Source organism: Acidovorax sp. IB03, from assembly GCF_016406015.1.
Classification (GTDB): domain Bacteria; phylum Pseudomonadota; class Gammaproteobacteria; order Burkholderiales; family Burkholderiaceae_C; genus Acidovorax; species Acidovorax temperans.
Window position 1 is genome coordinate 16,576 of the sequence record NZ_JAEFCH010000034.1, and the last position, 13,682, is coordinate 30,257.

At 63.0% G+C, this 13,682-nt stretch carries 12 protein-coding genes; 8 read left to right on the forward strand and 4 right to left on the reverse strand.

The features are described from left to right. Window positions 1-230: 230 nt before the first annotated feature. A complete protein-coding gene (locus IHV84_RS16010) occupies window positions 231-1,148 on the reverse strand; it encodes an SPFH domain-containing protein (protein ID WP_066698073.1) in 918 nt (305 codons plus the stop codon). 40 nt (window positions 1,149-1,188) lie between these two features. Further along, window positions 1,189-1,614 (reverse strand): NfeD family protein, encoded by a 426-nt coding sequence (locus IHV84_RS16015; RefSeq protein ID WP_198847595.1) that lies wholly within the window; start codon window positions 1,612-1,614, stop codon window positions 1,189-1,191. Between the two features lie 157 nt (window positions 1,615-1,771). Here IHV84_RS16015 and IHV84_RS16020 point away from each other — a divergent pair, with 157 nt between their 5' ends. Continuing rightward, window positions 1,772-4,141 (forward strand): arginine/lysine/ornithine decarboxylase, encoded by a 2,370-nt coding sequence (locus IHV84_RS16020; RefSeq protein WP_198847596.1) that lies wholly within the window; start codon window positions 1,772-1,774, stop codon window positions 4,139-4,141. A 69-nt stretch (window positions 4,142-4,210) separates the two neighbouring features. On the opposite strand, the gene IHV84_RS16025 is transcribed toward IHV84_RS16020, so the two are convergent. Then, window positions 4,211-5,107, reverse strand: a complete 897-nt coding sequence (locus IHV84_RS16025; RefSeq protein WP_198847597.1) for a DNA ligase — start codon at window positions 5,105-5,107, stop codon at window positions 4,211-4,213. A 98-nt stretch (window positions 5,108-5,205) separates the two neighbouring features. Continuing rightward, on the reverse strand, window positions 5,206-6,006 hold the full coding sequence (fabI, locus tag IHV84_RS16030; protein WP_044400807.1) for an enoyl-ACP reductase FabI: 801 nt from the start codon (window positions 6,004-6,006) through the stop codon (window positions 5,206-5,208). A 102-nt stretch (window positions 6,007-6,108) separates the two neighbouring features. Between fabI and IHV84_RS16035 the strand changes: the two genes are divergently transcribed. From IHV84_RS16035 to IHV84_RS16065, 7 genes are all read left to right on the forward strand, one after another. Next, complete coding sequence (locus IHV84_RS16035; protein ID WP_198847598.1) at window positions 6,109-7,935, forward strand: extracellular solute-binding protein; 1,827 nt, start codon at window positions 6,109-6,111, stop codon at window positions 7,933-7,935. 73 nt (window positions 7,936-8,008) lie between these two features. Next, the gene (locus IHV84_RS16040; RefSeq protein ID WP_198847599.1) at window positions 8,009-9,043 is read left to right on the forward strand and encodes a microcin C ABC transporter permease YejB; all 1,035 of its coding nucleotides are present in this window, start codon (window positions 8,009-8,011) and stop codon (window positions 9,041-9,043) included. 10 nt (window positions 9,044-9,053) lie between these two features. Then, window positions 9,054-9,488 carry a nucleotidyltransferase domain-containing protein gene (locus IHV84_RS16045; RefSeq protein WP_082758637.1) on the forward strand — a complete coding sequence of 145 codons (435 nt, stop codon included), beginning with the start codon at window positions 9,054-9,056 and terminating at the stop codon, window positions 9,486-9,488. Further along, window positions 9,478-9,894: a DUF86 domain-containing protein gene (locus IHV84_RS16050; RefSeq protein ID WP_066692162.1), complete on the forward strand. Its 417-nt coding sequence runs from the start codon at window positions 9,478-9,480 to the stop codon at window positions 9,892-9,894. The genes IHV84_RS16045 and IHV84_RS16050 overlap by 11 nt, the downstream gene beginning before the upstream one ends. 29 nt (window positions 9,895-9,923) lie before the next feature. Further along, entirely contained in the window at window positions 9,924-11,000 is a 1,077-nt protein-coding gene (locus IHV84_RS16055; protein WP_142081340.1) for an ABC transporter permease, read from the forward strand. Beyond that, on the forward strand, window positions 11,000-12,634 hold the full coding sequence (locus IHV84_RS16060) for an ABC transporter ATP-binding protein (protein ID WP_198847600.1): 1,635 nt from the start codon (window positions 11,000-11,002) through the stop codon (window positions 12,632-12,634). The genes IHV84_RS16055 and IHV84_RS16060 overlap by 1 nt, the downstream gene beginning before the upstream one ends. Before the next feature lie 98 nt (window positions 12,635-12,732). Next, window positions 12,733-13,680, forward strand: a complete 948-nt coding sequence (locus IHV84_RS16065; RefSeq protein WP_198847601.1) for a cation diffusion facilitator family transporter — start codon at window positions 12,733-12,735, stop codon at window positions 13,678-13,680. The last annotated feature ends 2 nt before the right edge of the window (window positions 13,681-13,682 follow it).

Genomic DNA, 13,682 nt, shown 5'->3' on the forward strand with positions numbered 1-13,682 from the left:
GGGAAACTCCTTTTTTGATAGCTGCTGGCGCTTGCTCAGCAAGGGCCGGTGCCATATTTCACTTCAAACCCCTCAGGCAGCCCGCCGCAAAAGCTACAGCCATGCGTTCGATAGCTTGCAAAGGGCCAGGGCAATGGGTGGGTTGCAGGATAAGACCAAGTGTCACCACTAGCCTAGCGATTGATGCACCGATGACGCAGCTTGCAAATTTCTTTGCGCATGTGCTGCGCTCAAGAAGCGCGTTGTGTCGTCTGCACCATCTTCATGGCCGACCCGATCAGGGCGGACACCTCGGTCATGTTGCTCGGCACGATGAGGGTGGTGGCTGCATCGGCGGCCACCTGGCTGTAGGCATCCACGGCTTTTTCAGCAACCTTGAGCTGTACGGCTTGCTCTCCCCCTGGCTGGCGGATGGCCGCAGCCACGCGTTCAATGGCCTGTGCGGTGGCCTCGGCCACGGCCTTGATGGATTCGGCTTCGCCCTGGGCCTTGTTGATGACGGCCTGCTTTTCACCTTCAGAGCGGGCGATGAAGGCCTCGCGTTCGCCGGTGGCGATGTTGATTTGCTCCTGGCGGCGGCCCTCGGAGGCGGCGATCAGCGCGCGCTTCTCGCGCTCGGCCGTGATCTGCTGCTGCATGGCGTGCAGGATTTCCTTCGGGGGCGTCAAGTCCTTGATTTCGTAGCGCAGCACTTTCACGCCCCAGTTCAAGGCGGCTTCGTCAATGGCTTGCACCACCTGGGCGTTGATGATGTCTCGCTCTTCAAAGGTCTTGTCCAACTCCAGCTTGCCGATCACTGAACGCAGCGAGGTTTGCGCCAGCTGGGTCACCGCCATGATGTAGTTGCTGGAGCCGTAACTGGCGCGCATGGGGTCTGTGACCTGAAAGTACAGGATGCCGTCTACCTGCAACTGTGTGTTGTCCTTGGTAATGCAAATTTGGCTGGGCACGTCGAGCGGAATTTCCTTGAGGCTGTGCCGATAGGCGACCCGGTCGACGAAAGGCACCAGAAAGTTGAGACCGGGTGTGAGAGTGCCAGCGTATTTGCCCAGGCGTTCTTTGACCCAGGCGTTCTGTTGTGGAACGACCTTGACGGATCGGGCAATGAAGATGACCGCGATGATCAGGATGACGATGGCAATTTCCATGGATGCGCCTTTCGGTTGCGATGTGAAAACAGAGGGGTGACTAGAGCGGATCAACCAGCAGACGGTTGCCCACCAGCTCGGCAACGCGGTGTGGGCCGGTCGAAGGCTGCACGCCTTGCCGGTGGATGGCCACCCAGTTGGCGCCCCGGTATTTGACCGAGCTGGTGCCGTCCGCATTCCAGCTTTCGATCATGACGGTTTCGCCCACGTCCAGGTTCACGCTGCGGTCAGCCCTGGCAGATGGATCGCCTGGGCGCTTGCGCCGCAGGGCATGCCAGCCCACCACCGAGCCGCCGCCTACCAGGGCCGCCGTGAGGATTTGCACGGTGGTCGATGCACCCAGATGGGCCGCTATGCCCGCCGCACCCACGCCCACGGCCAGCATGAGCAGATAAAAAGTGCCGGTGAGCAGTTCTGCTACCACCAGACCTCCCGCCAGCAACCACCAGATGGTGGATTCCTCCATGGAGCCTCCTTGCGCAGATGCGCCTGTGTGATGTGTTTAGTGCACCACATTCTGGGTCAAAAGGATGGCGCTTCAAAGGCAGGACACCGTTATTCCGTACACTTCGCGCCTATTTTGTTTTTTGGCCGGGCAGGGCACGGTTTCACGGAGGCTGCGCATGAAGTTTCGCTTTCCCATCATCATCATCGATGAGGACTATCGTTCCGAGAACACTTCGGGTCTCGGCATCCGCGCTTTGGCGCAGGCCATCGAGGCCGAGGGCTTTGAGGTGGTGGGGGTGACCAGCTATGGTGACCTGTCTCAGTTTGCGCAGCAGCAAAGCCGCGCCAGCGCGTTCATCTTGTCGATTGACGACGAGGAATTCACGGGCGGCGATGAGCTCGACCCCATCGTGCTGAACCTGCGCCACTTCATCGGTGAAGTGCGTCGCAAGAACTCCGAAGTGCCCATTTACGTGCACGGCGAAACCAAAACCAGCCGCCACCTGCCCAACGACATCCTGCGCGAGCTGCATGGCTTCATCCACATGTTCGAGGACACCCCCGAATTCGTGGCCAAGCACATCATCCGTGAGGCCAAGAGCTACCTCGAAAGCGTGCAGCCTCCGTTCTTCAAGGCGCTGCTGGACTACGCCGAAGACGGCTCCTACAGCTGGCACTGTCCCGGTCACTCGGGCGGCGTGGCGTTCTTGAAGAGCCCTGTGGGCCAGATGTACCACCAGTTCTACGGCGAGAACATGCTGCGCGCCGACGTGTGCAACGCGGTGGAAGAACTGGGCCAGCTGCTGGACCACAACGGTGCCATTGGCGAATCTGAACGGAATGCGGCGCGCATCTTCAATGCCGACCACTGCTTCTTCGTGACCAACGGCACGTCCACATCCAACAAGATGGTGTGGCACCACACCGTGGCGCCCGGTGATGTGGTGGTGGTGGACCGCAACTGCCACAAGTCCATCCTGCACAGCATCATCATGACCGGGGCCATCCCCGTGTTCCTCAAGCCCACGCGCAACCACTTCGGCATCATCGGCCCGATCCCGCAAAGCGAGTTCGAGCCCGCAGCCATCCAGGCCAAGATCAAGGCCAACCCGCTGCTCAAGGGCGTGGACGCCAAGAAGGTCAAGCCGCGCGTGCTGACGCTCACGCAATCCACCTACGACGGCGTGCTCTACAACACCGAAACCATCAAGGGCATGCTCGATGGCTACGTGGACAACCTGCATTTTGACGAGGCCTGGTTGCCCCACGCGGCCTTCCACCCGTTCTATGGCAGCTACCACGCCATGGGCAAGAAGCGCGCGCGCCCCAAGCACTCAGTGGTGTACGCCACGCAGTCCATCCACAAGCTGCTGGCGGGTATCAGCCAGGCGTCGCATGTGCTGGTGCAGGACTCGCAAACGGTGAAGCTCGACCGGCCCCTGTTCAACGAGGCCTACCTGATGCACACCTCGACCAGCCCGCAGTACAGCATCATCGCCAGCTGCGACGTGGCTGCCGCCATGATGGAGCCGCCCGGTGGCACCGCGCTGGTGGAAGAAAGCATTCTGGAAGCCCTCGACTTCCGCCGCGCCATGCGCCAGGTGGAAGAAGACTTCGGCAAGAACGACTGGTGGTTCAAGGTCTGGGGCCCCGAAAAGCTCGTGGATGAGGGCATGGGCCGTGCGGAGGACTGGATCATCCGCAGCGACGCCAAGGGCAAGAAGGGCAGCAAGTGGCACGGCTTTGGCCAATTGGCCGATGGCTTCAACATGCTGGACCCGATCAAGTCCACCATCGTCACGCCCGGCCTGAGCCTGGATGGCAAGTTCGACAAGACGGGCATCCCCGCCTCCATCGTCACCAAGTACCTGGCCGAGCACGGCGTGGTGGTGGAAAAGACGGGCCTGTACAGCTTCTTTGTGATGTTCACCATCGGCATCACCAAGGGCCGCTGGAACACGCTGCTGACGGCGCTGCAGCAGTTCAAGGACGACTACGAGAAGAACCAGCCGATGTGGCGCATCCTTCCCGAGTTCTGCCAGCAGCACAAGCGCTACGAGCGCATGGGCTTGCGCGACCTGTGCCAGCACGTGCACGAGATGTACGCCAAGTACGACATTGCCCGCCTGACGACGGAGATGTACCTGTCGGACCTGACGCCGGCCATGAAGCCTTCGGACGCATACGCACACATTGCCCAGCGCAAGACCGAGCGTGTGGAAATCGACCATCTGGAAGGCCGCATCACCGTGGGTCTGGTCACGCCTTACCCACCCGGCATTCCGCTGCTCATTCCTGGCGAAGTGTTCAACAAGAAGATCGTGGACTACCTCAAGTTCGCCCGCGAATTCGCCAAGCTGTGCCCCGGCTTTGAAACCGACATCCACGGCTTGGTGGAGGTGGAAGACGAGAACGGCCAGGTGCGCTTCTATGCCGACTGTGTGGCCGCCGAAGACAAGCCATCCAGGGCAGCGAAGACTCCGCGTGTCACGGCCGACAACATCGTGCAGCTGGGAGACGACGGCCCTTACGGCCGCACCATCTGAGACGAACAGCGTGGCGCGGTGAGCGCGCCAGCCGCTGCAAACGCTCCCTGGCGTGCCTCGGAGCGTTTTTTATTGGGGGTTTTGAGGCGAGGCAGGGGGCATGTCGAGCCGCACCCGCACAAAGCTCGCAAACCGGGGCAGGCCCCCGTCGTGTGTGCCTCGATAGCGGTAAGTCACCCAGCTGCCCAGCGGCGGCGGCTGGTCGCGGTCTGCGTCGGTCAGCCCGGCCCCGAGCTTGAAGCGCTGGCCTGTGGGCATCTCTACCAACAGGGCGCCCAGCCGCCCGGCGTGCTTGCCTTTGCCGGGCAGGTGGCCTACGACCAGGGCCTCCGCGTCGTCATGCGTCTTCAGCTTGATGAGGTCATCGCTGCGGCCTGATCGGTACAGCGAGCTGCTTTTGTGCAGCATCAGCCCCTCGCCACCCGATCGCACCGTGCGTTGCAACAGGGCCTGCAAGGCGGCATCGGTGGCCACACGTTGCTGTGGCACGGCCTGCACCCAGTCTTGCTGGATGGATGCGACCAGCGTTTTCAAGGCAGCCAGGCGTTCGTCAAACACACCGCCGTGGGCGGGCAGGTCAAACACCATGAAGCGCATCTGTCGCCACGCGGCATCGTCAGGTTGCTGTTGCCGGGTGGTGGACTGGGCATGGGCAAAGCGGCCACGCCCGGCCCACAGCTCGCCGTCCATGGGCGTGGTGGGCCAGCCTGCGGTAAACCACGCGGGTGCCGCCACGGTTTCGCCGCCGCGCGTGCGCAAGGTGTGCCCATCCCAATAGCCGCGCACGCCGTCGTATTTCTCGCTCACCCAGTAGTCGGCCAATGGCATTCCGGGGCGGTACACGTTGGCCAGCAACAGGGCGGGTGCATCGGCAGCCCATGCCGCAGGGGTGGACAGCGGGAGCAGGGGCGTGAGCGTGCCGAGGGGCATCAGGCCCAGCCAGGTCAGGCAGCGTCTGCGGTGCATCGTGGAAGTGTGTTGCTATCAAAAAAATAGCTGCTAGCGCTTGTTAAATAAACGCTAGCAGCCAATTTGATGTGGAGCCTGTTCAGCCCTGCGCAGTTTTACACCTGGTCTGCGCTCAGGCCTGCGGTCTGGCTGAAGCCGCCGTCCACGTAGGTGATTTCAGCCGTCATGCCGCTGGCCAGGTCGGACAGCAGGAAGGCCGCCACATTGCCCACGTCTTCAATGGTCACGTTGCGGCGCAAGGGTGAGGCGTCGGCCACGCGGCTCAATAGCTTGCCAAAGTCCTTGATGCCGCTGGCGGCCAGGGTCTTGATGGGGCCGGCGCTGATGCCGTTGGCGCGGATGCTGCGGCCGTCTTCGGTGCGGCCCACGGCTTCGGCCAGGTAGCGCACCGATGCTTCGAGGCTGGCCTTGGCCAGGCCCATGGTGTTGTAGTTGGGGATGGAGCGCAGCGCGCCCAGGTAAGACAGCGTCAGCAACGACGATTTGTCGTTCAGGTAAGGCAGGGCAGCCTTGGCCATGGCAGGGAAGCTGTAGGCGCTGATGTCATGCGCAATGCGGAAGTTCTCGCGCGAGAGGCCGTCCAGGAAGTTGCCGGCGATGGCTTCGCGGGGCGCAAAGCCAATGCCGTGCACAAACCCGTCGAATTTGGGCCAGACCTGGCTCAGGTCGGCAAACATGCGGGCAATCTGCTCGTCGCTGGCCACGTCGCAGTCAAACACCAGCTTGGAATTGAACTCGGCAGCGAACTCGGTGATGCGGTCCTTGAAGCGCTCACCCACGTAGCTGAAAGCCAGCTCGGCACCCTGTTCGTGGCAGGCCTTGGCAATGCCATAGGCGATGGAACGGTTGGACAGCACGCCGGTGATGAGCAGTTTCTTGCCGGTCAGAAAACCCATGTTTCTTCTCCTTCGGGGATGGGGGTGGGGCCCACGGGCTTAGCGCATAGGGGAATGCGCCAAGCGGTGCGGTGGCCAATGAACGTAGTGCAGAATTGTCTCATGCGGTTTTGGCTTACTTTTTTGCTGATGGGATGCGCGGCCCCTGCCTGGGCAGCGCACGCTTATGCCCTGTGGGGCGAGCCCAAATACCCTGCCGGGTTTGACCACTTTGCCTACGTGAACCCCGCCGCCCCCAAGGGCGGTGAGCTGCGTTTGGTGAGCAACCTGCGCGTGTCCACGTTCGACAAGTACAACCCCTTCACCATCAAAGGCAATGCGCCGGCCTACCTGTCGTCGCTGATGTTCGACTCTTTGCTGGTGGGTGCGCAAGACGAAACTGCCACCGGCTACGGTCTGCTGGCCGAAGATGTGGACGTGGCTGCCGATGGCCTGTCGGCGACCTTCCGCCTGCGGCCCGAGGCGCGCTTTCACAATGGCAAGCCGGTGCTGGCGCAGGACGTCAAGCACAGTTTCGACACCCTGGTGGGCCCATTCACCTCGCCCGCCTACAAAACCTTGCTAGCCGAGGTGGCCGGGGTGGACGTGGTGGACGACCGCACGGTGCGCTACCGCTTCAAGCTGCCCAACCGCGAGTTGCCCCTCACCGTGGGTGGCCTGCCGGTGTTCAGCCGCGACTGGGGGGTAGAAAACGGCAAGGCCAAGCCGTTCGATCAGGTGGTCACCGACATCCCGATTGGCAGCGGCCCTTACAAGATCGGCCCGGTGCAGTTTGGCAAAGACATCACCTACGTGCGTGACCCGCAATACTGGGCGCGCGATTTGAATGTGCGCAAAGGCACGGCCAACTTTGACCGCATCCTGGTCAAGATCTACAAAGACAGCACGGCACGGCTCGAGGCCCTGAAAGCGGGCGAGTTTGACCTGATGCGCTTTTTCAGCGCGGGCGACTGGGCCCGGCGCGTGAACGGCAAGAAGTTCGATACCGGCGAGCTGGTCAAGGGCGAGTTCAAGCACAAGCTGCCCGCAGGGTTTCAAAGCTACGTGCTCAACACCCGCCGCCCCTTCCTGCAGGACGTGCGCGTGCGCGAGGCGCTGGGCCTGGCGGTGGACTATGAATGGATGAACCGCCAGCTGTTCTACGGTGCCTACCAGCGGGTGAACGGCCTGTTTGGCAACACGGCCTGCGAAACCCGGGGCACCCCGTCGCCTGAAGAACTGGCGCTGATGGAACCCTGGCGCAAGCACATTCCCGCCGCAGCGTTTGGCCCTATGACGGTGCCACCGCGCACCGATGGAGATTCTTCCCTGCGTGCCAACCTTCGCCGGGCCCAGGCCTTGCTCAAGGAAGCAGGCTGGGAGGTGCGCGACGGTGCCCTGCGCAACGCCCAGGGCCAGGCCATGGTGCTGGAATACATGGACAGCAACGAAGGCGGCGTGCGCACCGTCACGCCCTGGATGCGCGCGCTGGAGAAGCTCGGCATCACGCTCAAGTTCCGCTCGGTGGACTTTGCCCTGTACCAGCAGCGGCTGCAGAAGTTTGACTTCGACATTACCTCCATGGCCTACCAGGGCACCAACAACCCGGGCCAGGAGTTTGCTGACATGTTTGGCAGCGCGGCGGCCGACATGGAAGACTCCGGCAACTTCCCCGGCGTGAAGAACCCTGCGGTGGACGCGATGATCAAGGCCATGACGTCGGCCAAGACCGAGGCGCAACTGCTGCCCGCCTGCCATGCGCTCGAACGCATCATTGCCCACAGCCACTACCTGATTCCGCAGTGGACGGCGGGCACGCACCGCATGGCCTACAACGCATGGCGGCTGGCGCGGCCGGACGCCATGCCGCCCTACGCCAGTGGCGAGGGCTGGGCGATCGACACGTGGTGGGCGCGCAACCCGCCGCAGACGGCGCCTGACAAGAAGTGAGAAGCAGCGCAGCGTTTGCCTCCAGCGCCTTCTTGCCCCACAGCCCAACGCTCGGATTTCACCCAACCAGCCCATGTTTGCCTACATCCTCAAACGTTTTTTGCTGATGTTTCCCACCCTGCTGGGCGTGCTGCTGCTCACCTTTGTGGTGGTGCAGTTCGTGCCCGGCGGCCCGGTGGAGCAGTACATGGCCGAAGCCAAGGCCGGGATGGCTGGCGGCGGCGGTGCCGAAGGCGGCGGCATGGGCTACCGCGGCGCGCAGGGGGTGGATCCCAAGCGGCTGGAGCAGATCAAGGCGCTGTACGGCTTCGACAAACCTGCGCACGAGCGTTTCTTTCAGATGCTGGGCCAGTTCGCACGGTTTGACCTGGGCCGCAGCTTCTTCCAGAACAAGGATGTGTGGCAGCTGGTGAAAGAGAAGCTGCCGGTCTCCATCAGCCTGGGCCTGTGGACCTTCTTCATCAGCTACCTGGTGGCCGTGCCGCTGGGCGTGGCCAAGGCGGTGCGGGCGGGCTCGCGGTTTGACCTGGTCACCACCTTGCTGGTGCTGGTGGGCTATGCCATTCCGGGCTTTGTGCTGGGCGTGGCGCTGCTGGTGGTGTTTGGCGGGCAGTTGCAGTGGTTTCCGCTGCGCGGGCTCACCTCGGCCAACTGGGAAGAACTGTCGATGTGGGGCAAGGTGACGGACTACCTCTGGCACATCGCCTTGCCCATTACGTCGATGGTGCTGGGCAGCTTTGCCGTCACCACCATGCTTACCAAAAATGCCTTTTTGGAAGAGACCCGCAAGCAATACGTGCTCACCGCCCGTGCCAAGGGGCTGAGCGACCGGCAGGTGCTGTGGAAGCATGTGCTGCGCAATGCGCTCATCCCCATCATCACCGGTTTTCCGGCGGCGTTCATTGGTGCGTTCTTCACAGGTTCGCTGCTGATCGAGACGCTGTATTCCCTCGACGGTCTGGGCCTGCTCAGCTACGAAAGCGTGATCCGCCGCGACTACCCGGTGGTGCTGGGCACCCTGTATTTGTTCACGCTGATCGGCTTGGTGACCAAGCTGGTGAGCGACCTGTGCTACGTGTGGGTAGACCCCCGCGTGAAGTTTGATTGAAAGACTCGTAATGCCCTCGACGCACACGCTCCCCGCACCTTTGTCCCTTGAGGGGATAGAGCGCACCGTGCACCTGCTACAAGCTCAATTGCCTGGGCTGTTGGCGGTGTATGCCTTTGGCAGCCGGGTGCACGGTGTGGCAACGCCCCAGAGTGATTTGGACTTGGCAGTCCTGGTGGCTGGTTACGCCGATGTGCACCAGCTGTGGAGCTTGTCGGGCGAGTTGGCTGATGTGGCCGGTTGTCCTGTCGATTTGCTGGATTTGCGTGCTGCTTCCACCGTGATGCAGTACCAGGTCATCACGCAGGGCGTGCGCTGGTGGGCCAGAGATGCCCAGGCGGCTATTTTTGAGAGCGCTGTCCTGAGTGATAAGACTGAGCTGGATGCTGCACGGACTGGCTTGCTGGCGGACATTCAACAGCGTGGGAGCGTGTATGGTGGATGACGTTCTGATTAACAAGGCCGCAACGATTGAGCGCTGCGTGCAGCGCGCGCGCGAAGAGTATTTCAGTGACCCCGCCAGTTTTGCCACCAATTTCAGCCGCCAGGACGCCGCAATTTTGAACATCCAACGCGCCTGTGAGGCCGCGTTGGACATGGGGCAGCACCTGATCCGGCGTGACCGGTTGGGCGTTCCGCAAAGTGCGCGGGATGTGTTTGCTCTGCTGGCCCGTGCAGGCCGGATTGAACAGGAGCTGGCTGCAGGCTTGCAGCGCATGGTGGGCTTTCGCAACATTGCGGTGCACGATTACCAGAGCCTGCAACTGCCCATCACTGTCGCCATCATTGAAAAGCACCTGGACGAATTTTTGCAGTACAGCAAGGCCCTCTTGCTGCACGACGCTGTGTGACTTTGGAAGACGAAGCAACCATCCGCACCATGGGTTCCACCACACCTTCTTTACCCGCTGCATCTGACAGCGCTGCATCCGCTTCACTGTCGCCCTCCCGCCGCGCCTGGCTGCGTTTCAAGCGCAACCGGCAGGGTTACTGGAGCCTGTGGCTGTTTTGCGCACTGGTACTGGTCAGCCTGTGTGCCGAACTGGTCAGCAACGACAAGCCCCTGATCGTGCGCTATGAAGGGCAAACCTACTTCCCCATGCTGCGGGACTATTCCGAAAAAACCTTCGGGGGCGACTTTGACACGCCCACCGATTACCTCGACCCCTTCATCCAGCAGCGGCTGAGTGCTGATGGCAACTGGGCGCTCTACACCCTGAACCGCTACGGTCCCAACACGCTCAACTACTTTGCCAAGTCGCCCAACCCCTCGGCCCCCACGGCCGACAACTGGCTGGGCACCGACGACCGGGGGCGGGACCTGCTGGCGCAATTGCTCTATGGTTTTCGGGTGAGCGTTCTGTTCGGGCTGGCGCTCACGGCCACGGGCGTGGTGCTGGGCGTGGTCACTGGCGCCATCCAAGGCTTTTTTGGGGGCAAGACGGACCTGGCCTTTCAGCGCTTCATCGAGATCTGGGGCTCCATGCCCGAGCTGTATCTGCTCATCATCTTCAGCGCGGTGTTTGCGCCCAGCATTGCGCTGCTGCTGATTTTGCTGAGCCTGTTTGGCTGGATGGGCCTGTCGGACTATGTGCGTGCCGAATTTCTGCGCAACCGCCAGTTGGACTACGTGAAGGCGGCCCGCGCACTGGGCGTGGGCAACTGGCACATCATCTGGCGCCACATCCTGCCCAACAGCCTCACGCCGGTGGTCACCTTCCTGCCGTTTCGCATGAGCGCGGCCATCCTCGCGCTCACCTCGCTCGACTTTCTGGGCCTAGGCGTGCCACCCGGCACCCCCAGCCTGGGCGAGCTGCTGAGCCAGGGCAAGAACAGCATCGACGCCTGGTGGATTTCGCTCTCCACCTTTGCGGTGCTGGTGGTCACCTTGCTGCTGCTGACCTTCATGGGCGATGCCTTGCGCGATGCTCTGGACCCACGAAAGGCCGACAAGTGATGCAGGCACACAGCACAACCCCCGCCACCCCTTTGCTGCAGGTGCGTGACCTGCAGGTTCGCTTTGGCGCCAAGTCGGTGGTGCGTGGCGTGGGCTTCGAGATTGCACGGGGCGAAAAGCTGGCGCTGGTGGGCGAGTCTGGCTCGGGCAAGACGATCACCGCGCTCAGCCTGCTGCGCCTGCTGGGTGATGCAGCGGTGGAGGGCCAGGCCCTGTTTGCCGGGCGCGACCTGCTGCAGCTTTCCGAGCGTGAAATGCGCGGCGTGCGCGGTGGAGACATTGCCATGGTCTTCCAGGAGCCCATGACCGCGCTCAACCCGCTCATGACCATCGGCCAGCAGATCGCCGAGATCTTGATACTAAAAAAGGGTTTGACCGGCGCAGAATGTGCGCAAGCAGCTATTGAATTGCTAGCAAAAACCGGCATTCCTGAGCCTGCCAGGCGCGCGGGCAGCTTTCCGCACCAGCTTTCGGGCGGGCAGCGCCAGCGCGCCATGATTGCCATGGCCCTGGCCAGCGAACCCCAACTGCTGCTGGCCGACGAGCCCACCACCGCGCTGGATGTGACGCTGCGCGGGCAGATTCTGGATTTGCTCTCCGACTTGCAACGCCAGACCGGCATGGCCGTGCTGCTCATCACGCACGATTTGAACCTGGTGCGCCGCTTTGCCGACCGCGTGGCGGTGATGGAGCAGGGCGTGCTGGTAGAGCAGGGCGCTGTGGCCGAGGTGTTCGCCAACCCGCAGCACCCCTACACGCGCCGCCTGATCACCAGCCAGCCCCGGCGCGATGTGGTGGAGGCGGCCCCGCCCGCAGGTACACCGCCCGTAGTGCAAGCGCGCCAGTTGCGCGTGGCGTACCCCACGCCGCTGCCGGGCGTGCGCGGCTGGTTCAAGAAGGGCGAGTTTGTGGCCGTGCAGGGTGCCGATCTGCAATTGCTGCCGGGGCAGACGCTGGGCGTGGTGGGCGAATCGGGCTCGGGCAAGTCCACCCTGGCGCAGGCCATCCTGGGCCTGCTGCCGTCGCAGGGCGATCTGCAGGTCAACAGCCAGGCCTGGCAGCAGCCAGCCACCCGCAACACACCCGCCAACCAGGCACTGCGCAAGCGGGTGCAGGTGGTGTTCCAGGACCCGTTCTCGTCGCTCTCGCCGCGCCTCACGGTCGAAGAAATCGTGGGCGAGGGGCTGCTGGTGCATGAACCCGGCATCCACACTGCCGAGCGCCGCACCCGCGTGGAAGCCGCCCTGGCCGAGGTGGGCCTGACGGAGGCGCAGTTCCCTGGCCTGCTCGCGCGCTACCCGCATGAATTTTCAGGCGGCCAGCGCCAGCGCCTGGCCGTGGCCCGCGCCCTCATCGTGCAGCCCCAGGTGCTGGTGCTGGACGAGCCCACCAGCGCCCTCGATGTCACCATCCAGCAACAGGTGCTGGCCTTGCTGCAGCGCCTGCAGCGAGAGAAGGGCCTGAGCTACCTGCTCATCACGCACGATGTGGAGGTCATCCGCGCCATGGCGCACGACGTGCTTGTGATGAAGGACGGTGCCATCGTGGAATGCGGCCCGGTGGAAGCGGTGCTGAACCGCCCTGAGCACCCCTACACGCAAAAGCTGGTGGCTGCGGCGACGGTGCCGGGCTGACGGCTTGGCCCGTACGGGCAAAAAGCTGCGGCGTCTCAATGCATTCTTAAGACTGCGCGTGTAGCCTTCAGGGTTTTGCGGTACCTGGGTTGCAACCTATGAATTTCAACGAACTGGACGACACCGAAGACACCGAGCACACGCCGCAAGAGCGTGCCGCTGCCGCCTCGCGCAGCACCTGGGTCAGCGTGGTGGTCAACCTGGTGCTGTCCACCGTGCAGATCGTGGTGGGGGTGTGGGCCAAATCGCAGAGCTTGATTGCCGATGGCATCCACTCTCTGTCCGATCTGGTGGCCGATTTTGTGGTGCTGTTTGCCAACCACCACTCGCAAAAAGACGCGGACGAAGACCACCCCTACGGGCACCAGCGGTTTGAAACCGCTGCATCTTTGGTGTTGGGCTTGCTGCTGCTCGCCGTGGGCGTGGGCATGGTCTGGTCTGCGGTGGTGAAGCTCGAAAACCCCGAATCCGTGCCCCAGGTGCACTCGGTGGCGCTGTGGGTGGCGGGCGTCGCGCTGGTGGGCAAGGAAGTGCTGTTTCGCTACATGCTGGCAGTGGCCAAAAAGGTCAAGTCGAGCATGCTGGTGGCCAATGCGTGGCATGCGCGCTCGGATGCGGCCTCGTCGCTCGTCGTGGGCGTGGGCATTGCGGGTAACCTGGCCGGTTACCCCATCCTGGACCCGATAGCCGCGCTGATCGTGGGCTTCATGGTGGGCAAGATGGGCTGGGAATTTGGCTGGGACGCCATGCACGACCTGATGGACCGCGCGGTGGATGAGCAGGAGGTGCAGGCCATTCGCCAGACCTTGCTGGACACCCCCGGCGTGGCTGGCGTGCACGATGTGCGCACCCGAAAGATGGGCGACATGGTGGTGGTGGTGGATGCCCACCTGGAGGTGGACGCCCAGATCACCGTGGAAGAGGGGCACGACATTGCGGTGGAAGCCCGCCAGCGCGTGATGCAGCGCCACCGGGTGCTCAACCTGATGACCCATGTGGACCCCTGGCGCAAACCAGACCGGGACCACACCGTCCAGCCCAGGTAGCG